Raw genomic sequence first — 19,939 nt, 5'->3', positions numbered from 1 at the left:
CACGAAAAAAGACGACTGCGGGGGAACGCGGTCGTCTTTTTATATCATTGTTATAATTTCATGTAACGAACAGATAGTAGGAACATCACATTTGAGTTGCGAGTTATCCCGATTTAACCATACCCCTTGCATTCCAGCTGCTGTACTACTAATTGCATCAGTCTCTAATCGATCGCCAATATAATAGCAATCTTTCATTTCAAGATTCAATTGTAATACGACCTTGTGAAACATTTCAGGGTCTGGTTTTGATACCCCAATTTCACTAGAAGTAAAAATATATTTGAAATACTGTAGAATGTTTAAGGCTGTTAATTTTTCGATTTGTTGTTCATATTCACCATTACTAATGATACCTAATGAGTGTCCTTTTTGCTGTAAACTTTGTAATGTATAGAGTACATCTTCAAACAGGGTCCAGCTGTTCTTATATAGCTCTATATATTGATTGAATCTATTCTGAGATTCTTCAGGTGATAGGTTTACTCCATATGTTTTAAATAAATGATACATTCGCATTACTTGTTGTTCTTGAAAAGATAATTCCCTGGATAAAAATTTGTTGAAATATTCTTCTGATAATTCATGCCAGACTTTCGTTGCCTCTAATTCATTGCCTGAAAAAATAGTATTATATATTTGAAAAAAATCTATAATACCATTTCTTTCAGCAGCCTCATAATCAAGTAAAGTTCCATCAATATCAAAGAAAATCATATGACAATCTCCTAGCTAATAACTATTTAACGTTTTCCACAACCTCATATCCTCTCACAAACAATAGCGTCATATAAGAAACGATAAACGAGAAGATGCTGTACATGCCAACCCAAAAGAAAAATTTTGGAGTAAAGGCGATAACACCTATTATTAAAAAACTAGCAAACGTTACAATCGGCATTACGTAATACGTTTTCGTTTTGCGTGTTCCAATAACAGATACGATAAAGATAAATAATGGACAAATTAATAAGACGAAAATCAATTCATTCATAGGTATGTCCCCTTTTCTAATTGCAGTAATCCGTTTCTCGTAAACGTTTTAAACTAAATACTCTCTTAATATAATTTCGCTAAGTAATAATGAATACCTTTTGAAAGTCAGTAATTCATGATGAATTTTACAATAAAAAACGTAAGCAAGAGAACACTTGCTTACGTTATAAAATAAACATCGCAACGATCGTGGTGATAATTAAGCCAATCATAACTGGTAAAAAATTTCGGCGTGCAAGTTCAAATGGATCGACTTTACAAATCGCAGCGGCAGGAATAAGTGCCCAAGGAATTAACGTCCCACCCCCGGTCCATATAGCTGCAATTTGTCCGAGAGCTGTTAATGTAGCTGTTCCATGACCAAGTGCTGTGCCGAAAAGATTTGCAATGGAACCAGCAAGCGATATACCGGAAAAGCCAGATCCATCTAATCCTGTTATAACACCAACGATAGTTAAAGTTCCAGCTGATACATATTGATTTAAAGGAACAGTTTGAGATAAGGCGATTCCTAGGTCGTTAATGATTCCGTGTGAACCTTTCGGTAAATAGTCCCCGATAATTTTCACAAAGCCGCTATCTCCTAAATAAAAGAGTGCAGCGATTGGAATAACTGGTCCGAAAATTTTAAATCCAAATTGGAGACCTTCTATAAAATAATCGGTCGTTTTATTCAGTCCATTGCCTTTATAGGCGATGAGAGAAATGATGATAATCATAATAACAGTCGTCCCGCCGATAAGTGCCGTTGCATTGCTTCCTTGTAGTTTAAATTGAATCATGCAGAGGATATCGATGGCATATACGATCGGAATACAAATAGCGAGCCATTTTTTTGTCCGAGGAGATAATGAAGTGAGCGTTTTAGAAGACGCAGTTGATGAAATAGACTCTTGTATAGATAAGCCTGTATGAAATTCTTTTCGTAAGAAGAAAAAAGCGACGGAAGTTGTCACAATGCCCATAACGATAACGAGTGGAACACTTGCAGAAACAACGCTAGAAACAGGAAGACCAGCAGCGTCTGCGGTTAATTTTGGTGCGCCTTGTATAACGAAGTCGCCGGATAAAGCAATCCCATGACCGAATAAGTTCATAGCAATTGCCACTCCAATTGGCGGAAGGCCGACACGTACAGCAACCGGTAATAAAATAGCTCCCATTAAGGCAACAGCTGGAGAAGGCCAAAAGAAGAAAGAAATTGTCATCATCAAAAGACCGATAATCCAGTAGGCGAGGGTAGGGGTACGAATCATCTTTGTAAATGGTGAAATCATTGTATCATTTATGCCGGTATGAACGAGTAAATTGCTCATGGATACGATAATGGAAATGATTAATATAGTTGGTAATAGCTCAGTAATAGCGTAAATAAAACTTTGAAAAATGCCGCTAACGGCAAGAGGGATAGAACTTGTAGCAGTTAATGCTAATAAAAAGATGAAAACGATACAAATAATCGTCGTATCCTTTCGGAAAATAAAAAAGGTAATAATGGTGAGTAAACAAATAACATAGAGAGCGTGTAATAGCGTTAATTCAACTCCCATAACATTCACATCCTTTAGGCATTCGTGTAGTTTATTGTATGAAAGTAGGGTAAGTATGTGAGTATAGGAAAAAGAAAGAGTGAAATTTCATGTACTGTAATGGTAAGAATGATAAATGGATGTTACAATACAATTAATCCTAAAAATGGAATTTGGGGCGGGTTTATGCGCAAAAAAAATTGAATTTTGGGGATTTATCATATCTTGTAGTCTATTAATTATTTTAAACCTGTTTACAAACAATGAATGGATCAGTATTATACCTGTTTTCGGATTTGTTTTTGTACTGTTATATAACTGGGATGATATGAAACAATATAGTAAGAAAAGCATCGGAATTATGATAGGTATCATTGTTGTTTGCTCAATTTTTGTAGGATTTATTTTAATAGAAGGGCAGAAACAAATGGAGAAAATGTCTATTTTTCAAGAGTGGATGTCTTCTGCAAAAGGTCTTTATTTTGTAATTGTCGTTGTTGTTTTTCTAAGAATTGTCATAAACATAGCAAGTTACATATTAAAGGAGAGGTAGAATGGGGGAGTACGAATGAGAGAAAAAATAGGATATTATGGTGTACTCGTTTGTTTACTATTATCAGTTATTTCAGGGCAATTTCTTAAAAGTGAATGGATACCAGCTATATTATGTATAGGAGTATTAATTTTTGCACCTATGTATCGCTGGAAAGAATGGAAAGCATATACCCGAAAAAAGAAAATTGTTTTCAGTATCGAGTTTGTTATTATAATTAGCACGATTCCATTTTTGTTACTGAAGGGAAATGAAATAATAGATGGAATTGTAATGTTTCAAGGGTGGTTATTTTTTGCGAAATTGCTATATTTAATATGCATTTTAATAGTGGTAGCGCTAGTCGCTAAAAAAGTAAATGAAAAGTTATTCGCTAACGAATAGAAAATGCCACCTTATTTGGTGGCATTTTCTCATTTTATTGAATGAGCTTTTTGCATCTTTTTAATTAAACGAATTTGTCCGCGATGGTTGATCTCATCTTCAAATACGTGAAACCATTTAAAATAGTTATTTGCTTGTTTGTCATACCAAAAGTCTGTCGTTTTAAACAGCCATTCATCAGGTAACGATTGGAATGTTTCACTCGTTTTGGAACGTACTTCTTGTAATGTATCAATATAAAATTCTATAGAGTTTCCTTTTATTTTCTCGCGTCCATGAGCTTCTAACTCGAGGCCAGGTAACCATCTTTCTAGTTCGGCCTCCGTTGGTTCACGGTCTTCAAAAGTATGAATCTGGTAGTAAAATTCAACAGCAGCCATGTGATATAATAGCATGCCGATTGAATTTGCTTCCTCATTATATAAATAATCAAGTTCTTCCATTGTTAAATCTTCCATCCCTTGCATTGTTGTATAGCGAGCATAATTCATCATGGAAACAAGTTTGGAAAATTCAGGATGTAAACTATCGATTTTATCTATTACAAAGTTCAATTACAATTTCCCCTCTTGAAACGAATACTCCAGAGAAGGAATTCTATGTGCAGAGAAAAAATCCTGTTGGAAATTTCGAAATATTAAAAAGGGATTACAATTAGTTCTCTATTTGATTTTGTAATAACTTCATATCCGTCTTTTGTAATGACAATATCATCTTCAATTCTACAACCGCCCCAGTTTGGTATGTAAATACCTGGTTCAACTGTAACGACCATACCCTCTTCTAAAGTAGCCTTACTTTCTTGGGATAGGCGGAGAGGTTCATGAATTTCTAATCCAAGACCATGACCAGTAGAATGTCCAAAATATTGACCGTATCCATGCTCAGTAATGTAGTTTCTCGTTATATCATCGATACGTTTCGCAGTTTCTCCAGGCTTAATTGCTTCAGTCCCGCGTTTTAATGCTTCAAGTACAATATTGTATATCTTTTTGAATTCTTCTGATGGTTCCCCGATTACTACAGTACGTGTTATATCGGAACAATATCCGTCGTAAAGTGCACCGAAATCTAATGTAACGATGTCGCCTCGTTCAATTATTTTATTTGATGCAACTCCATGTGGAAGGGAAGAACGAACACCAGAAGCTACAATAATTTGAAATGATGAAGATGTAGCACCTTTTTTTCGCATGAAAAATTCTAATTCATCTCGTACAGTATTTTCACTTATTCCTGGTTTTAGAAACGTAAGAATGTGGTGAAATGCTTCGTCCGCAATATTAGCTGCAATTTTCATTCTTTCTATTTCAGGCGTGTCTTTAATGATACGAATATTTTCGATAATTTCGCACACTTGAATCATTTCCGCCTGTACGTACTTTTGCAAGTTTTTATATTGTTGCAATGTCATGTTGTTTTCTTCAATTCCGAGTTTTTGAATGTTTAATTTTGATACTTGATTTGCAACTTCTTCCTCTAAATTTCCTTTATGCATAATAATTTCAGCATCTTTTATTTGTGATTTTGCTTGATCTACATAGCGGAAATCTGTTATAAAAACAGCTTGATCGGCAGAGATTAAGACGGCGCCAGCACTACCTGTAAAGCCTGTTGCATATTGGCGGTTTTCTTTTTTTGTAATAAGTAACCCGTCAATTCTGTACTTATGTAGTTGTTTTTGGATATTAGTTATTCTTATATTCATTTTAATGCCTCCTTTTTATATTTAATAAAGCAAAAATTGTGCCAATATACTTATTGACAATAAAAGAGAAGAGGGAGTTTTGTGTCAAAAAAACTAGACAAATATAAAATGAGGATGTCAAAAATTTATACAGTAATGTAAACTTGCATATTATAATCTTTCAATTCTAATATTATATTTTTTGTATAAATAAATGGTGATAATTGGTATAATAAGAGGTCGTTATGTTTTCTTGTAGATAAAGGTGCGTAACGAATAAATAGGAATAAGGAATGTGAGTATATGAAGAAATTAAGTAAAGTCATGTCATTTTGCTTTGCTGCTAGCATGCTAGTTGTAACAGGGTGTGAAAAAAGTGAAATCAAAGTTCAAGCAAATGAAACGATTGAACAGCTTGATGAAGCCCCAGAAGTGACAGAAAAAGAAGCGAAAAAGATTGTAAGAAAGAGTGTAGATGCAATAGCAAATGCATTTAGTGAGATGGAAAAAGAAAATGGATGGAGTCGAAATAATCCTGGAGATTTGGCGACAGCAAAAAAAGGAGTTAAGGGATTAGTTACAGAAAAATTTGTAGAGAACCAGCTTCCTAATTCGCTTGAAACATTTAATAGATCTAGAGAGACAGATATGTTGCCATTCCCTATTAATATTGAACCAGAAATGAGATTAACGTATACACAGAAAGATAAAAATTTAACGATTGAAACGATTATACCTTCAAATGATATGGGAAATGAAGCAGAGATATGGGAATTTATTTTCGTTTATAAAGATGGAAAATGGTTAATGGATAAATGGTCATCGCATACACCGAGAGACTTAAAACTTACGAAGGAAGAAGCTAGTGAGTTTCTGAAAATTCGAGGCTTTAAGAATTTCGATTTTGTTAAAGAGGAGAACAGTGGTGACAAAAAATATATTTTTAAAGAAAATGCTAGATTAATTGCTGTAGATGCAAAAACATCGGTTATTACATATGATTTAGATGAGCAAAAGCAGGAAAAAGAAACGAAAGAAAATAATAGTCAAGAACACGAAAACATTAAGGAAAATAGCATGAGTACGCATGCTATTTCTAAAGAAGAGAAGCAGACTAAAAAAGAAACTTCGTCAGCAGTAGGTAAAACTAAAGTTTTAAATGAGTTAGCGGCTCTAGAAAACCAAGAAAAACATACAAATGTCATGTCAACAAATGACATAGTAAATGAAATAGAAGGAAATTATGAACTGTGGGATAATAAACTAAATGAAATTTACAGTATATTAAAAAATACGATGTCCCCTGATGCATTTCAGTCATTAAAAACGAAACAAATTGCGTGGGTTAAAGAAAAGGAAAGTAAGGTTAAAGCAATTGGTACTGATACAAATAACGGGACGATGAGACGTATAGATGCTTCAGAGGAGAAATACAAGATGACAAAAGAAAGATGTTATGAATTAGTGAATGGGTATATGAACTAGTTGGAACGAATATAAAAATGCGTTGCTTATGAGCAACGCATTTTTATATTTAAGCTTTTAATTTCATTACAGTATCAGCATCCGGTGTAACATATACGGTTTGCTGATTGTCGTACGTAACAAAACCAAGTTTTGCACCACTCGGTTTTTTTACATGGCGTATTTTTGTGAAATCAACGGGTACAGAGCTAGATTCTTTTGCTTTACTGTAATAGGCAGCAATTTTTGCAGCTTCTAGTAAAGTTTCTTCAGCCGGTTCTAAAGAACGAATGACAACGTGAGAGCCAGGTATGTCTTTCGTATGTAACCAAATTTCATCACGACGGGCAAATTTCGTTGTTAAATAATCATTTTGTTTATTGTTTTTACCGACGAAAATCTCTGTGCCATCACTTGCTACATATTTATCTAATACTGGTTTAGTAGGCTTTTTCTTTCCGTTTTTCGTTTTACGATTGCGCATATAACCTTCTTCAGCTAATTCCTCACGAATTTCTTCAATATCTTTTGAAGAAGCAGCTTCCATTTGTTGAAGTAAGCTATCAAAATAAAGAATTTCTTCCTTTGTTTTTTCAATTTGTTCTTCTACAACAACAACGGAATTTTTCGCTTTTTGGTACTTTTGGAAATAGCGTTGTGCATTTTCAGATGGCGTTTTTAAAGGATCTAATGCGATCTTTACAGTTCCACCATTTTCATCATAATAGTTAACGACTTCAATATCTTTATCGCCTTTTTTCAAAGCGTACATATTGGCTGTAAGTAGTTCTCCAAATAGTTGATATTTATCTGCTTTTCCAGCATCTTGTAATGTTTTTTCTAGTTTAATGAGTTTTTTCTCATTTTTATTTTTTTCGTTTTGCATAAAGCGCTCTAAATCATGAGCTTGTTGTTTTACACGGTCACGCTCTGCTTTTCCAAAAAAGAAACGGTCTAGCAATTCACTAACAGATGAGAATGTCTTGTCTTCTCCAGCTAAGTGCGCAAGAGGGAAAAGATAAAAGAATTCTTTCCCATTTGAAGTAGTCATTGTTGGTGAATATGTATGAGTTAATAATGGTTTTTGTATGGAGAAAAATGCGTCAGCTAATGCTTTTTCATTTACCATACCTGCTTTTTTCACTACTTCTTTTGCGAATAACGGTGATATTCCGGTAAAGGTTCCGACTAGCTGTTTATCCATGTTTCCAGATAGAAAGTCTAACGGTCTAATAAATTCATCATTTGTTTCGATCTGAAGTGGGTTAATTTTATGTTGTGCTGGTGGTGCAATGTATTCAGCTCCAGCGTATACAGTTCGATGTCGGTTTACTGCTAAGGAAACGTGTTTTAAGCTATCTAAAATATTGTTTGTTTTTGTGTCTACTAAAATGATGTTACTATGTCGTCCCATAATTTCAATTACTAATGTTTTTAGCGATTCATCACCAATTTCATTTCTGCTACGAACGGTAATTTGAATAATACGCTCTAAATCAATTTGTTCAATTTTTTCAATGAATCCACCTTCTAAATGCTTACGAAGAAGCATACAGAACATTGGCGGAAGTGCAGGTGAATCATAATTTTGATTTGTTAAGTGTAAACGTGCATATGTCGGATGAGCGGAAAGAATCAGTTTTTGATTTTTTCCGTTTGCTCGAATATGTAATAAAATCTCGTATTTTGAAGGTTGATATATTTTTGAAATTCTTCCCGTGTAAAGAGAATTTGCAATTTCATGTGTAATCGCTCTTGTAAATAATCCATCGAATGCCATAAATGAACACTCCTTTCTAACTAAAAGTTAATTATAGCATTTTTTTGGACGAGGCTGAATAAGCTTTCAATAGAGTATGTCTGGAATCAGGAGGTCGATAGCAGGATGAACTGGTATGGAATGCGTGCACATGAAGTGGAAGAAAGAACGAATACGAATGTGAAGGTTGGACTTACAGAGAAAGAAGCAGAAGGGCGAATAAAAAAATTTGGTACAAATGAACTAGATGAAGCAAAAAGGCCTTCTGCACTAATGGTATTTTTGGCGCAATTTAAAGATTTTATGGTGCTTGTTTTGTTTGGTGCAACAATCGTTTCGGCTTTTTTAGGGGAATACATTGATTCTATTGCGATTGTGGCAATTGTTATTATCAATGGTATTCTCGGATTTTTTCAAGAAAGAAAGGCTGAAAAGTCCTTGGAAGCTTTAAAAGAGCTAGCCGCCCCACAAGTAACTGTACTGCGAAATGGAAAGTGGGTAAAGGCACCGTCTAAAGCACTCGTTTTAGGTGATGTTATTAAATTTTCTAGTGGCGATCGTATTGGAGCTGATGTACGTCTTGTTGAGGCGTCGAGTTTATATATTGAAGAATCAGCTTTAACAGGAGAGTCAGTTCCAGTGCAGAAGAAAGTAGAAGCGTTGCAAGGGCAAGATGTTTCAATTGGTGATCAAAAAAATATGGCTTTTATGGGTACGATGATTACACGAGGGTCTGGAACAGGAGTCGTTGTAGCAACGGGTATGAATACAGCGATGGGGCAAATTGCAAATATGTTGCAAAATGCAGAGCAAATGGAAACACCATTGCAAAGAAGATTAGAGCAACTTGGAAAAATATTAATTATTGTGGCTCTTATTTTGACAGCGCTTGTCGTGTTAGCTGGTGTGTATCAAGGGAATGAAGTATATCATATGTTTTTAGCTGGCGTGTCGCTAGCTGTTGCTGCTATTCCAGAAGGGTTACCAGCAATCGTTACAGTAGCTTTATCGCTTGGTGTACAGCGTATGATAAAAAAGAGAGCAATTGTAAGGAAGTTACCAGCAGTAGAAACGTTAGGCTGTGCTTCTGTCATATGCTCTGATAAAACAGGAACGATGACGCAAAACAAAATGATGGTAACACATATGTGGTCAGGTGGAGAATTATGGAAAGTGACAGGCCAAGGGTATGAACCTAATGGCTCTTTTATGAAAGGTGAAAAAGAAATTAATCCAGCTAAGACGAAATCACTTTATCAACTACTTACATTTGGTTCGCTATGTAATAACGCAAATATTATTCAAAAGAAAAAGGCGTATGTATTAGATGGAGATCCAACTGAGGGGGCGCTTGTAGCTGCAGCAATGAAAGCGGGGATAACGCGTGAGGCGCTGAAAGGGAAATTTGAAATTATTCGTGAATTTCCGTTTGATTCAACTCGAAAAATGATGAGTGTTATTGTACGAGATCGAGAGGGGAAAAAGTTTGTCGTTACGAAGGGAGCACCAGATGTCCTACTGCAAATGAGTCAAACGATTTTATGGGGGGATAAGCAGCAACCATTAAGTGAGTTGTATAGAAAAGAAGTACAGGCGGCTATTCATAGCTTAGGTAGTCAAGCACTTCGAACAATTGCAGTTGCTTTTAAGCCTTTAAAAGTAACAGACTCAATTGAACATGAAAGAGACGTTGAAAAAGATTTTATGTTAGTTGGAATACAAGGAATGATTGATCCGCCAAGACCAGAAGTAGAGCAGGCAGTAAAAGAGTGCAGAGAAGCTGGTATTCGAACAGTGATGATTACAGGTGATCATAAAGTGACTGCAATGGCGATTGCAGAACAATTAAGCATTTTACCACCAGGTGGACGCGTTGTTGAAGGGGTAGAACTCGCAACTATGGATGTAGAAGAATTAGAAAATGTTGTAGAAGATACGTATGTATTTGCTCGTGTATCACCAGAACATAAATTAAAAATTGTTAAGGCGTTGCAAAATAAAGGGCATATAGTGGCGATGACAGGTGATGGAGTAAACGATGCTCCGGCTATAAAAACTGCGGATATTGGGATAGCGATGGGAATTACAGGGACAGATGTTGCAAAAGAAGCTTCATCTCTCGTATTGCTGGACGATAATTTCGCTACGATAAAATCAGCAATTAAAGAAGGTAGAAATATATACGAGAACATACGTAAGTTTATTCGTTATTTATTAGCATCGAACGTTGGAGAAATTTTGGTCATGTTATTTGCCATGTTACTTGCACTACCGCTGCCGATGGTTCCAATTCAAATTTTATGGGTGAATTTAGTTACTGACGGTTTACCGGCGATGGCGTTAGGTTTGGATAAGGCCGAGGGAGACGTGATGAAGAGAACGCCGCGTCATCCGAAAGAAGGGGTATTTGCTAGAGGGCTTGCCTGGAAAATTATAAGTCGTGGCTTTCTAATTGGGGCAGTGACGCTAGTAGCATTTATTATTGCGTATAATCAACATCCAAATGAACTGAAATATGCACAAACTGTAGCGTTTGCAACATTGGTACTTGCTCAGCTGATTCATGTATTTGATTGCCGAAGTGAGCATTCTGTTTTCCACCGCAATCCGTTTGGAAATGTGTATTTAGTAGGAGCGGTTATCATTTCATTACTACTCATGCTAGTCGTTATATATTATCCACCGTTACAACCGATTTTTAGCACGATGCCAATACAAGCGAGAGATTGGTTGTTAATTGGAGGTTTATCGTCAATTCCGACCTTCTTATTAGTAGGCTCTTTATTAACAGGGAAAAAGGGGAAGAAGGAAAAACCAATATTATATAAGAAGGGATTAAACTTGAAATAGTCAATGATATGAAAATGTGATATAATTTACAGAAGGTAGTAGAGCCTTGTCTCTATTACCTTTTTCATTGAGTTATTTCATGGCTTGGATGTGATAAAAAATGATTTGTAGTATGACAGGATTTGGAAGGTCGAAAGTAGAGAGTGATACTTTTCAAATTACAGTAGAAATGAAATCGGTGAACCACCGTTTTCTAGAGATGAGTATTCGACTACCGAAGCAAATGACGGTATTTGAAGACAAAATTCGTAAAATAATTGCACAGCAAGTTCGCCGTGGACGTATTGAAGTGTCTATTAGTATAGCGGGTGAAGGGCTTGTTGAAAGAAAATTAAGTGTGAATTGGTCGCTTCTTGAGCAGTACCAATCAATTATGGAAGATATAAAAGGAAAATTTCAATTACAAGATTCTATTACACTCGAGCAATTAATGGCAATGCCAGAAGTAACAGCGATTGAAGAGGTAGAAAACGTAAATGAACAATTTGAGAACAGTTTATATGAGGCTGTTCGCCAAGCTGCTCATATGTTAAAAACGATGAGAGATGGCGAAGGAGAACGATTACATAAAGATATAGCGTATCGCTTACAAGAGATTCATAATTGTGTAAATGCTATTATTCCGCATGCACCAATTGTTACACAAAAATATCGTGAACGATTAGAAAATCGCTTAAAGGAATTACATAATCAAGATCTAGATGAACAAAGATTGCTAACAGAAGTTGCAATCTTTGCTGAGCGTTGTGATATTCACGAAGAGTTAGTTCGTTTGCAAAGTCATTTAGAACAATTCCGTGAAACACTGCAGATTGAAGAGCCTGTTGGAAGGAAAATGGATTTCATCGTGCAAGAGATGCATAGAGAAATTAATACGATTGGTTCTAAGGCAAATGACTTAACAATTTCAAAATATGTTGTAGAAATGAAAAATAACCTTGAAAAAATTCGTGAACAAGTACAAAATATTGAGTAGCTTTCAAAAAATATATAAAGTTATACGTGGTGGAGAAATCGGATAGACTTACTAGGAGGCGCAAACTATGGCCATGCGGTTTTTAAATATTGGATACGGAAATATTGTATCTGCTCATCGAATTATTGCTATTGTAAGTCCGGAGTCAGCTCCTATTAAACGAACAGTACAGGAAGCACGCGAACATAATGCTTTGCTTGATGCTACGTATGGGAGAAAAACAAGGGCGGTTATTGTTATGGATGATGGGCATGTTGTATTAAGTCCAATTCAGCCAGAGACGATTGCACATCGTTTGAATAATAAAGAAGAGTTAAGTGAGGAAGGGTAGGTTTTACATATTTATGAGAAGTAGAAGAGGATTGCTCATCGTTCTTTCAGGACCTTCTGGGGTTGGTAAAGGAACGGTTCGAAAAGAGCTGTTTAGTCATGAGGATACACGTTTTCAGTACTCCATTTCAGTAACGACACGTAAGCCACGTGAAGGTGAAGTGGATGGTGTGGATTATTTCTTTAAAGAGAGAGAAGAATTTGAGGAAATGATTCGTAATGAAAAATTACTTGAGTGGGCTGAGTTCGTAGGTAATTATTACGGAACACCAATTGACTATGTTGAAAAAACATTACAAGAAGGAAAAGATGTATTCTTAGAAATTGAAGTGCAAGGAGCAATTCAAGTTAAGAAAGCTTTCCCAGAAGGTGTATTTATTTTCTTAGCACCTCCAAGTTTATCTGAACTAAAGAACCGAATTGTCGGTCGTGGTACAGAAACTGAAGATGTTATTGAAAATCGTTTAACGGTAGCGAAAGAAGAAATTGATATGATGGACGCTTACGACTACGTTGTAGAAAACGACCAAGTTGAACTAGCTTGTGAAAGAATTAAAGCAATTGTGGTTGGCGAACATTGCCGCCGCGAAAGAGTAGCAAAATATTATAAAGAAATGACGGAGGGTCTATAATTATGTTAAATCCATCAATTGATTCATTATTAACAAAAATCGATTCTAAATATACACTTGTAACAGTGGCTGCAAAACGTGCGCGCGAAATGCAACTTGCTAATAACTGTGTTGTAGAAAAACCAGTTTCTCATAAATGTGTAGGTAAAGCATTAGAAGAAATCGATATGGAAGCGTTAAGCTACGTACCAAGTGAAGATAAAGTAACTGAATAAGACTTTGTCTTCGACAATTTAAAACATAGACTTTATAATTTTCTATGTAACGGTAACAACCTATTTACAAGTAGGTTGTTATTTTTTTACGGTAGGGAAGAAATATTGATACTGATGAGCTGATAATCTTGTTTCAGTATTATAAGTTTGAAAAAGAAAGAGGACGAGCCATATGCTAAAAGGGAAAAAGATACTTTTATGTGTAACAGGAGGCATTGCGGTCTTTAAAGCGGCTGCGTTAACGAGTAAATTGACACAATCTGGTGCTATTGTAAAAGTAATGATGAGTGAGTCGGCAATGAAATTTGTTACACCTCTTACATTCCAAGCGCTTTCTCGCCATGATGTATATACGGATACATTCGATGAGAAAGACTCAGCTGTTATTGCTCATATCGATTTAGCAGATTGGGCAGATGTTGTACTTGTTGCACCTGCTACAGCCAATTGTATTGGAAAGTTAGCTAACGGTATTGCAGATGATATGATTACAACTACTTTGTTAGCTACTACAGCCCCAGTGTGGATTGCACCTGCTATGAATGTGCATATGTATGAAAATAAAATTGTTCAAAAAAATATGATGACGTTAAAAACGTTAGGATATACATTTATTGAGCCCGGAGAAGGTTTTTTAGCGTGTGGTTATGTAGCGAAAGGAAGATTAGAAGAACCTGAAGCGATTATCGCACGGTTAGAAGAGGCTTTTTCAGAACAAAAACCATTGCATGGAAAAAGAATATTAATAACTGCTGGTCCAACACGTGAAAAGATTGATCCAGTTCGTTTTATGACCAATTTTTCTTCTGGAAAAATGGGATATGCGATTGCGGAAGTGGCAGCGAACTTAGGTGCTGATGTTATACTCGTTTCGGGACCGACAGCATTACATCCACCATTACATGTAACTACGGTGCAAGTGGAATCTGCACAAGATATGTTAGAGGCGGTTATTCAACATTATGAAGACGTAGATGTTGTTATTAAAACAGCAGCAGTTGCAGATTATCGCCCGAAATACGTTCATGATAATAAAATGAAAAAGAAAAATGGCGATGCTGTAATTGAACTTGAGAGAACAGTAGATATTTTAAAAACGTTAGGTGAGATGAAAGACAAACAGTTACTTGTCGGTTTTGCGGCTGAAACGACAAACGTAGAGGAATATGCAACGAAAAAATTACGTGAGAAAAATGCGAATATGATTGTTGCAAACGACGTAAAGGCGCAAGGAGCTGGATTTGGTACAGATACGAACATTGTAACAATGTATAGAAAAGATGGAGAAGTTATAGAGTTGCCACTTTTAACGAAGAAAGAGGTTGCTCGTGAAATATTAAAGCAAATTGAAATGATGTTAGAAGATGATCGTCTATGAAATTTGCAAGTGTAATTGTTGATGTACCTGCACGTCAGACAGATCGACCATTTGATTATATTATCCCTAAAAAATGGGAAGATATTGTCCAGACAGGCATGCGTGTAGTAGTTCCGTTTGGCCCAAGGAAATTGCAAGGTTTTATTATTGGGATTAAAGATTCGGTTGAAGTAGAAAGTAAGAAGTTAAAGACAATTCATGAAATTTTAGATGTAACACCCGTTTTAAATGAAGAGTTGTTAAAGCTAGGGTATTGGCTTACAAGTGAAACGTTATGTTATATGATTTCAGCTTTTCAAGTTATGCTTCCAACGGCGATAAAAGCAACATATAAAAAACGTCTACAACTTCGTAAACAAGAAGAAGTAGCACCTGAACTACTGTTTTTATTTCAGGACAAAGAAGCGATAGATTGGGAAGCGATTGAGACGCAGCCACAGCTATACCGCACGATTCAACAAGAAATTAAACATGGTACGATTGAAGTTGTTTATCAAGTAAAAGATAAAGTACAAAAGAAAAAACAAAGAGTCGTTCAACCGGAGTTGCCAGAAGATAAATTAGAATTAGCAGCATTTGAACTGAAAAGTAAAAAACAACAAGATGTCCTCTATTATTTTGTGGAAAATTATAAAAGTGTACCGTTGAAAGTAATAACAGAAGAGTTACAAATAACAGATGCTCCAATTAAAGCACTTGTTAAAAAGGGACTACTCTCAGAAAAGTATGTGGAAGTGTACCGAAATCCGTATGACGATGACGATTTTGAACAAACGAAACCATTCCCACTTACTGAGGAACAAAAGCAAGTTATTACACCGATTTTATCATCAATTACAAATGAAACTTACAATCCATTTTTACTATATGGTGTTACAGGAAGCGGAAAAACAGAAGTATATTTACAATCTATAGCAGCGGTGCTCGAGAAAGGAAAAGAAGCTATTGTACTTGTTCCTGAAATTGCACTAACGCCTCAGATGGTAGATCGTTTTAAAGGTAGATTTGGCTCACAAGTTGCAGTTCTTCATAGTGCGCTGTCTGTTGGAGAAAAATATGATGAATGGCGTAAGATTTTAAGAAAAGAAGTGAAAGTCGTAGTTGGTGCACGTTCAGCTGTATTTGCTCCTTTTGAAAATTTAGGGATTATTATTATTGATGAGGAACATGAATCGAGCTACAAGCAAGAAGATAATCCGAGGTATCATGCAAGGGATGTAGCTGTGTGGAGAGGACAATATCATAAATGCCCTATCGTTCTTGGTAGTGCAACACCGACGCTTGAATCGTTTGCAAGAGCGAAAAAAGGTGTGTATGAATTACTGACGATGGAAAAACGTATGAACGAACAAGCTTTACCGACAGTAGAGATTGTTGATATGCGTGAAGAACTTCGTGACGGGAATCGCTCCATGTTTTCAAAGGCACTGCATGAAAAAATAGCAGATCGGTTAGAAAAGAAAGAACAAATGGTGCTCTTTTTAAATAGAAGAGGTCATTCTACATTTGTTATGTGCCGTGATTGCGGGTATGTTGTACAATGTCCGCATTGTGATATCTCGCTGACATATCATAAAATGAATCATCGTTTAAAATGCCATTATTGCAGTTACGAAGAAAATATGCCGACTGCGTGTCCTGCTTGTCAAAGTACATACATTCGTTTCTTTGGTACAGGTACGCAAAAGGTAGAAGAAGAAATTACAAAACTATTTCCAGAGGCACGAGTCATTCGAATGGATGTAGATACGACGAGTCGTAAAGGGATGCATGAGAAATTATTAAAGGCGTTCGGGGAAGAAAAAGCAGATATATTACTTGGAACACAAATGATTGCAAAAGGGTTAGATTTTCCGAAAGTAACGCTTGTTGGTGTTTTAACTGCTGATACGATGCTTCATTTACCTGATTTCCGGGCGAGTGAAAAGACTTATCAGTTATTGACGCAAGTAAGTGGACGAGCAGGCCGACATGAATTGCCAGGGGAAGTTATAATTCAAACGTATACGCCAGAACATTATAGTATAGAGTTAGCAAAGAACCAACAATATGATGTGTTTTTTGATCAAGAAATGCAAATGAGGCGAACGAGACAATACCCACCTTATTACTATGTTGTACTTGTGACGGTATCTCATCCAGAATTATTAAAGGCAGTACAAGTGACGGAAAAAATTGTCGGTCATTTACGGACGCAATGTTCGCAGCAAACGATGGTGTTAGGACCGGTTGCTTCAGCAATTCCAAGGATAAAAGATAGATATCGTTATCAATGCATGATAAAATACAAACGGGAACCAAACTTAAAGAACGTGCTCAAAATGGTAAATGAACATTATCAAGCAGAAATGCAAAAAGAGCTACAAATCTCAATTGATTTTAATCCAACAATGTTAATGTAGCGGAGGGAAATATGGCAGTTTTAGAAATAGTAAAGCATCCAAATGAAGTGTTAGAAACACCGTGTGAAAGAGTAATTAACTTTGATAAAAAGTTAGTGAAATTGTTGAAAGATATGCATGAAACAATGTTAATTGCGGACGGAGTCGGTTTAGCTGCGCCTCAAGTAGGGGTAAGCTTGCAAGTGGCGGTAGTTGATATCGGTGATGATACTGGGAAAATTGAGTTAATCAATCCATCGATATTAGAAAAACGTGGTGAACAAGTAGGTCCCGAAGGCTGTTTAAGCTTCCCGGGACTTTATGGTGAAGTGGAACGTGCGGATTATATTAAAGTGCGTGCGCAAAATCGTCGAGGCAAAGTATTTTTACTAGAAGCAGAAGGGTTTTTAGCGCGTGCAATTCAACATGAAATCGATCATTTACACGGTGTGTTATTTACATCGAAAGTGACAAGATATTATGAGGAAAACGAATTAGAATAGGTAGTAAAAGGAGCGGTTTTTAAATGATAAAAGTAGTATTTATGGGAACACCGGACTTTTCAGTGCCGGTGCTTCGTCGTCTTATTGAAGATGGCTATGATGTAATAGGTGTTGTGACGCAACCAGATCGTCCGGTAGGCAGAAAGAAAGTATTAACACCTACACCTGTTAAAGTGGAAGCAGAAAAACATGGTATTCCAGTGTTACAACCGTTAAGAATCCGTGAAAAAGACGAATATGAAAAAGTATTGGCATTAGAGCCGGATTTAATTGTAACAGCTGCGTTCGGTCAAATTGTACCAAATGAAATTTTAGAAGCACCGAAGTATGGATGTATTAACGTCCACGCTTCTTTACTTCCTGAACTTCGTGGTGGTGCACCAATCCATTATGCAATTATGGAAGGGAAAGAAAAAACAGGTATTACAATTATGTATATGGTAGAAAAATTGGATGCTGGTGATATTTTAACGCAAGTAGAAGTGGAAATTGAAGAGCGTGAAACGACAGGCTCGTTATTTGATAAGTTAAGTGAAGCAGGGGCACATCTTTTATCTAAAACAGTACCTTTACTAATTCAAGGTAAGTTAGAACCAATTAAACAAAACGAGGAAGAAGTAACGTTTGCATATAATATAAAACGTGAGCAAGAGAAAATTGATTGGACAAAAACAGGTGAAGAAGTATACAATCACATTCGCGGATTGAATCCATGGCCAGTTGCTTATACAACTTTAGCAGGACAAGTTGTTAAAGTATGGTGGGGAGAAAAAGTACCTGTAACGAAATCAGCTGAAGCAGGTACGATTGTTGCGATCGAAGAAGATGGTTTCGTTGTAGCAACTGGTAATGAAACGGGTGTTAAAATTACAGAATTGCAACCTTCTGGTAAAAAGCGTATGAGTTGTGAGCAATTTTTACGTGGCACAAAACCTGAGATTGGAACGAAGTTAGGAGAAAATGCATGAGACAAAATGTTCGTGAATTAGCTCTTGATGGTTTAATTCAAGTAGAAAAAAGTGGTGCATACAGTAACTTACTTTTAAATAATCTAATTGAAAAAAGTACAATTGATAGAAAAGATATTGGTTTATTAACTGAAATTGTATATGGAACAATTCAACGTCGTGATACATTAGATTATTATTTACAACCTTTTTTAAAAAAGAAGGTTGAGGCATGGGTAAGGGTATTGCTTCGTTTATCGTTATATCAAATGATCTATTTAGACCGAGTACCAGAAAGAGCGGCTATTCATGAAGCCGTTGAGATTGCAAAGCGCCGTGGGCATAAAGGAATTGCTGGTATGGTGAACGGTGTATTACGTTCGATTCAAAGAGAAGGTGTACCTTCTGTAGATGAAATCAAAGATCCGGTAGAACGCTTGGCAACTGCAACAAGTCATCCAGTTTGGCTTGTCCAAGAATGGGCTTCAGAATATGGTTTAGAAACTGCAGAGAAAATGTGCGAAGTGAACATGTTACCGCCTGTACCAACAGCGCGTGTAAATGTTGATAAAATAACAGTAGAAGAAGCAATTACATTATTAGCTAGTGAAGGTATAGAAGCGAAGCGTGGCGATTTATCAGATGATGCAATTCAAATTGAAAAAGGAAATGTAGCGCACACAGATGCGTTTAAAAAAGGTTTTCTTTCTATTCAAGATGAAAGTTCTATGCTGGTAGCACGTGCCTTAGAACCAGATGAGGGAGATGTAGTTCTTGATAGTTGTGCTGCTCCAGGTGGAAAAACAACGCATATTGCAGAGCGATTAAAAGGAACTGGTCAAGTCATGTCCCTTGATTTACATGCACACAAAGTACGTTTAATTAAACAACAAGCAGAGCGACTTGGTCTAGGAAATGTCGAAACAAAGGCATTAGATGCTAGAAAAGTACAAGAACACTTTGCAAATGAAACGTTTGATAAAATATTAGTAGATGCCCCATGTTCTGGATTTGGTGTAATTAGACGTAAGCCTGATATTAAGTTAGGTAAAGATAAAGGCGATAGTGAAAGACTATCAACGATTCAACTTGCAATACTAGAAAAAATCGCACCGTTATTAAAACAAGGTGGTCGCCTTGTTTATAGTACGTGTACAATTGAGAAAATAGAAAATGAACAAGTAATAGAACGATTTTTACAAGAGCATCCTGAGTTCGAGTGGGATACTACGATAAAAGAGCGTATGCCAGAAAAGTTAAGTCCGTATATTGATGAAGGTCAAGTACAAATTTTACCGCATTATTTTGCAACAGATGGCTTTTATATTGCTTGTTTAAGGAAGAAGGTGTAGCAT

19 protein-coding genes are annotated in these 19,939 nt (G+C 36.1%); 13 read left to right on the top strand and 6 right to left on the bottom strand.

Translation table 11 applies throughout. From position 1 onward, the window contains the following. Positions 1-39: 39 nt before the first annotated feature. The 3 genes from MR147_RS15635 to MR147_RS15625 form a co-directional block, all read right to left on the bottom strand. Positions 40-717: an HAD family hydrolase gene (locus MR147_RS15635; RefSeq protein ID WP_242304514.1), complete on the bottom strand. Its 678-nt coding sequence runs from the start codon at positions 715-717 to the stop codon at positions 40-42. A gap of 22 nt (positions 718-739) precedes the next feature. Beyond that, the gene (locus MR147_RS15630; protein WP_001003918.1) at positions 740-994 is read right to left on the bottom strand and encodes a YbeF family protein; all 255 of its coding nucleotides are present in this window, start codon (positions 992-994) and stop codon (positions 740-742) included. 166 nt (positions 995-1,160) lie between these two features. Beyond that, positions 1,161-2,546, bottom strand: coding sequence for a hypothetical protein (locus tag MR147_RS15625; protein ID WP_242304512.1), 1,386 nt, complete (start codon positions 2,544-2,546; stop codon positions 1,161-1,163). Between the two features lie 115 nt (positions 2,547-2,661). Here MR147_RS15625 and MR147_RS15620 point away from each other — a divergent pair, with 115 nt between their 5' ends. Beyond that, positions 2,662-3,078, top strand: a complete 417-nt coding sequence (locus tag MR147_RS15620; RefSeq protein ID WP_242304510.1) for a YoqO family protein — start codon at positions 2,662-2,664, stop codon at positions 3,076-3,078. Positions 3,079-3,093: 15 nt separating this feature from the next. Next, positions 3,094-3,462 (top strand): YoqO family protein, encoded by a 369-nt coding sequence (locus MR147_RS15615; RefSeq protein ID WP_001208255.1) that lies wholly within the window; start codon positions 3,094-3,096, stop codon positions 3,460-3,462. 29 nt (positions 3,463-3,491) lie between these two features. Here the strand turns inward: MR147_RS15615 and MR147_RS15610 are convergent, their stop codons facing one another. Together MR147_RS15610 and MR147_RS15605 are read right to left on the bottom strand one after the other, a co-directional pair. Beyond that, complete coding sequence (locus MR147_RS15610) at positions 3,492-4,016, bottom strand: DinB family protein (protein ID WP_242304508.1); 525 nt, start codon at positions 4,014-4,016, stop codon at positions 3,492-3,494. An 83-nt stretch (positions 4,017-4,099) separates the two neighbouring features. Continuing rightward, positions 4,100-5,170: a M24 family metallopeptidase gene (locus MR147_RS15605; protein ID WP_074606264.1), complete on the bottom strand. Its 1,071-nt coding sequence runs from the start codon at positions 5,168-5,170 to the stop codon at positions 4,100-4,102. Between the two features lie 282 nt (positions 5,171-5,452). On the opposite strand from MR147_RS15605, the gene MR147_RS15600 reads away from it, so the two are divergent. Further along, positions 5,453-6,634, top strand: coding sequence for a lysozyme inhibitor LprI family protein (locus tag MR147_RS15600; protein WP_242304506.1), 1,182 nt, complete (start codon positions 5,453-5,455; stop codon positions 6,632-6,634). A 49-nt stretch (positions 6,635-6,683) separates the two neighbouring features. On the opposite strand, the gene MR147_RS15595 is transcribed toward MR147_RS15600, so the two are convergent. Then, positions 6,684-8,393 (bottom strand): Rqc2 family fibronectin-binding protein, encoded by a 1,710-nt coding sequence (locus MR147_RS15595; protein ID WP_000863254.1) that lies wholly within the window; start codon positions 8,391-8,393, stop codon positions 6,684-6,686. Positions 8,394-8,498: 105 nt separating this feature from the next. On the opposite strand from MR147_RS15595, the gene MR147_RS15590 reads away from it, so the two are divergent. The 10 genes from MR147_RS15590 to rsmB all read left to right on the top strand — a co-directional run bounded on the left by MR147_RS15590 (position 8,499) and on the right by rsmB (position 19,936). Continuing rightward, entirely contained in the window at positions 8,499-11,222 is a 2,724-nt protein-coding gene (locus tag MR147_RS15590; RefSeq protein ID WP_001104746.1) for a calcium-translocating P-type ATPase, SERCA-type, read from the top strand. 100 nt (positions 11,223-11,322) lie between these two features. Continuing rightward, a complete protein-coding gene (locus MR147_RS15585) occupies positions 11,323-12,198 on the top strand; it encodes a YicC/YloC family endoribonuclease (protein WP_000564125.1) in 876 nt (291 codons plus the stop codon). Positions 12,199-12,265: 67 nt separating this feature from the next. Then, the gene (gene remA, locus MR147_RS15580) at positions 12,266-12,529 is read left to right on the top strand and encodes an extracellular matrix/biofilm regulator RemA (protein ID WP_001251458.1); all 264 of its coding nucleotides are present in this window, start codon (positions 12,266-12,268) and stop codon (positions 12,527-12,529) included. A 13-nt stretch (positions 12,530-12,542) separates the two neighbouring features. After that, on the top strand, positions 12,543-13,160 hold the full coding sequence (gene gmk, locus MR147_RS15575; RefSeq protein ID WP_001257738.1) for a guanylate kinase: 618 nt from the start codon (positions 12,543-12,545) through the stop codon (positions 13,158-13,160). Between the two features lie 2 nt (positions 13,161-13,162). Next, the gene (rpoZ, locus tag MR147_RS15570) at positions 13,163-13,375 is read left to right on the top strand and encodes a DNA-directed RNA polymerase subunit omega (RefSeq protein WP_000933970.1); all 213 of its coding nucleotides are present in this window, start codon (positions 13,163-13,165) and stop codon (positions 13,373-13,375) included. A gap of 172 nt (positions 13,376-13,547) precedes the next feature. After that, the gene (coaBC, locus tag MR147_RS15565) at positions 13,548-14,753 is read left to right on the top strand and encodes a bifunctional phosphopantothenoylcysteine decarboxylase/phosphopantothenate--cysteine ligase CoaBC (RefSeq protein ID WP_076871121.1); all 1,206 of its coding nucleotides are present in this window, start codon (positions 13,548-13,550) and stop codon (positions 14,751-14,753) included. Next, the gene (priA, locus tag MR147_RS15560; protein WP_242304504.1) at positions 14,750-17,155 is read left to right on the top strand and encodes a primosomal protein N'; all 2,406 of its coding nucleotides are present in this window, start codon (positions 14,750-14,752) and stop codon (positions 17,153-17,155) included. The genes coaBC and priA overlap by 4 nt, the downstream gene beginning before the upstream one ends. An 11-nt stretch (positions 17,156-17,166) precedes the next feature. Beyond that, a complete protein-coding gene (gene def / locus MR147_RS15555; protein WP_000279468.1) occupies positions 17,167-17,637 on the top strand; it encodes a peptide deformylase in 471 nt (156 codons plus the stop codon). 23 nt (positions 17,638-17,660) lie between these two features. Next, positions 17,661-18,605 (top strand): methionyl-tRNA formyltransferase, encoded by a 945-nt coding sequence (gene fmt, locus MR147_RS15550; RefSeq protein WP_000598789.1) that lies wholly within the window; start codon positions 17,661-17,663, stop codon positions 18,603-18,605. After that, positions 18,602-19,936 carry a 16S rRNA (cytosine(967)-C(5))-methyltransferase RsmB gene (gene rsmB, locus MR147_RS15545; RefSeq protein WP_074606259.1) on the top strand — a complete coding sequence of 445 codons (1,335 nt, stop codon included), beginning with the start codon at positions 18,602-18,604 and terminating at the stop codon, positions 19,934-19,936. The genes fmt and rsmB overlap by 4 nt, the downstream gene beginning before the upstream one ends. Positions 19,937-19,939: the final 3 nt, after the last annotated feature.

It is taken from the genome of Bacillus cereus group sp. BfR-BA-01350 (genome assembly GCF_022663775.1).
In the GTDB taxonomy this organism is placed as follows: domain Bacteria; phylum Bacillota; class Bacilli; order Bacillales; family Bacillaceae_G; genus Bacillus_A; species Bacillus_A paranthracis.
Note: the sequence above shows the minus strand (reverse complement) of the source record. Positions and strands in the feature narration are given on the sequence as shown.

What these genes read in the sequence shown, in the direction of transcription:
- MR147_RS15615 (WP_001208255.1), top strand. Translation starts at nt 3,094, where the DNA reads ATGAGAGAAAAAATAGGATATTATGGTGTACTCGTTTGTTTACTATTA.
- MR147_RS15585 (WP_000564125.1), top strand. Translation starts at nt 11,323, where the DNA reads ATGATTTGTAGTATGACAGGATTTGGAAGGTCGAAAGTAGAGAGTGAT.
- MR147_RS15600 (WP_242304506.1), top strand. Translation starts at nt 5,453, where the DNA reads ATGAAGAAATTAAGTAAAGTCATGTCATTTTGCTTTGCTGCTAGCATG.
- rsmB (WP_074606259.1), top strand. Translation starts at nt 18,602, where the DNA reads ATGAGACAAAATGTTCGTGAATTAGCTCTTGATGGTTTAATTCAAGTA.
- remA (WP_001251458.1), top strand. Translation starts at nt 12,266, where the DNA reads ATGGCCATGCGGTTTTTAAATATTGGATACGGAAATATTGTATCTGCT.
- coaBC (WP_076871121.1), top strand. Translation starts at nt 13,548, where the DNA reads ATGCTAAAAGGGAAAAAGATACTTTTATGTGTAACAGGAGGCATTGCG.
- MR147_RS15630 (WP_001003918.1), bottom strand. Translation starts at nt 994, where the DNA reads ATGAATGAATTGATTTTCGTCTTATTAATTTGTCCATTATTTATCTTT.
- MR147_RS15620 (WP_242304510.1), top strand. Translation starts at nt 2,662, where the DNA reads ATGGATGTTACAATACAATTAATCCTAAAAATGGAATTTGGGGCGGGT.
- MR147_RS15635 (WP_242304514.1), bottom strand. Translation starts at nt 717, where the DNA reads ATGATTTTCTTTGATATTGATGGAACTTTACTTGATTATGAGGCTGCT.
- fmt (WP_000598789.1), top strand. Translation starts at nt 17,661, where the DNA reads ATGATAAAAGTAGTATTTATGGGAACACCGGACTTTTCAGTGCCGGTG.
- gmk (WP_001257738.1), top strand. Translation starts at nt 12,543, where the DNA reads ATGAGAAGTAGAAGAGGATTGCTCATCGTTCTTTCAGGACCTTCTGGG.
- rpoZ (WP_000933970.1), top strand. Translation starts at nt 13,163, where the DNA reads ATGTTAAATCCATCAATTGATTCATTATTAACAAAAATCGATTCTAAA.
- MR147_RS15605 (WP_074606264.1), bottom strand. Translation starts at nt 5,170, where the DNA reads ATGAATATAAGAATAACTAATATCCAAAAACAACTACATAAGTACAGA.
- MR147_RS15595 (WP_000863254.1), bottom strand. Translation starts at nt 8,393, where the DNA reads ATGGCATTCGATGGATTATTTACAAGAGCGATTACACATGAAATTGCA.
- MR147_RS15590 (WP_001104746.1), top strand. Translation starts at nt 8,499, where the DNA reads ATGAACTGGTATGGAATGCGTGCACATGAAGTGGAAGAAAGAACGAAT.
- priA (WP_242304504.1), top strand. Translation starts at nt 14,750, where the DNA reads ATGAAATTTGCAAGTGTAATTGTTGATGTACCTGCACGTCAGACAGAT.
- MR147_RS15625 (WP_242304512.1), bottom strand. Translation starts at nt 2,546, where the DNA reads ATGGGAGTTGAATTAACGCTATTACACGCTCTCTATGTTATTTGTTTA.
- def (WP_000279468.1), top strand. Translation starts at nt 17,167, where the DNA reads ATGGCAGTTTTAGAAATAGTAAAGCATCCAAATGAAGTGTTAGAAACA.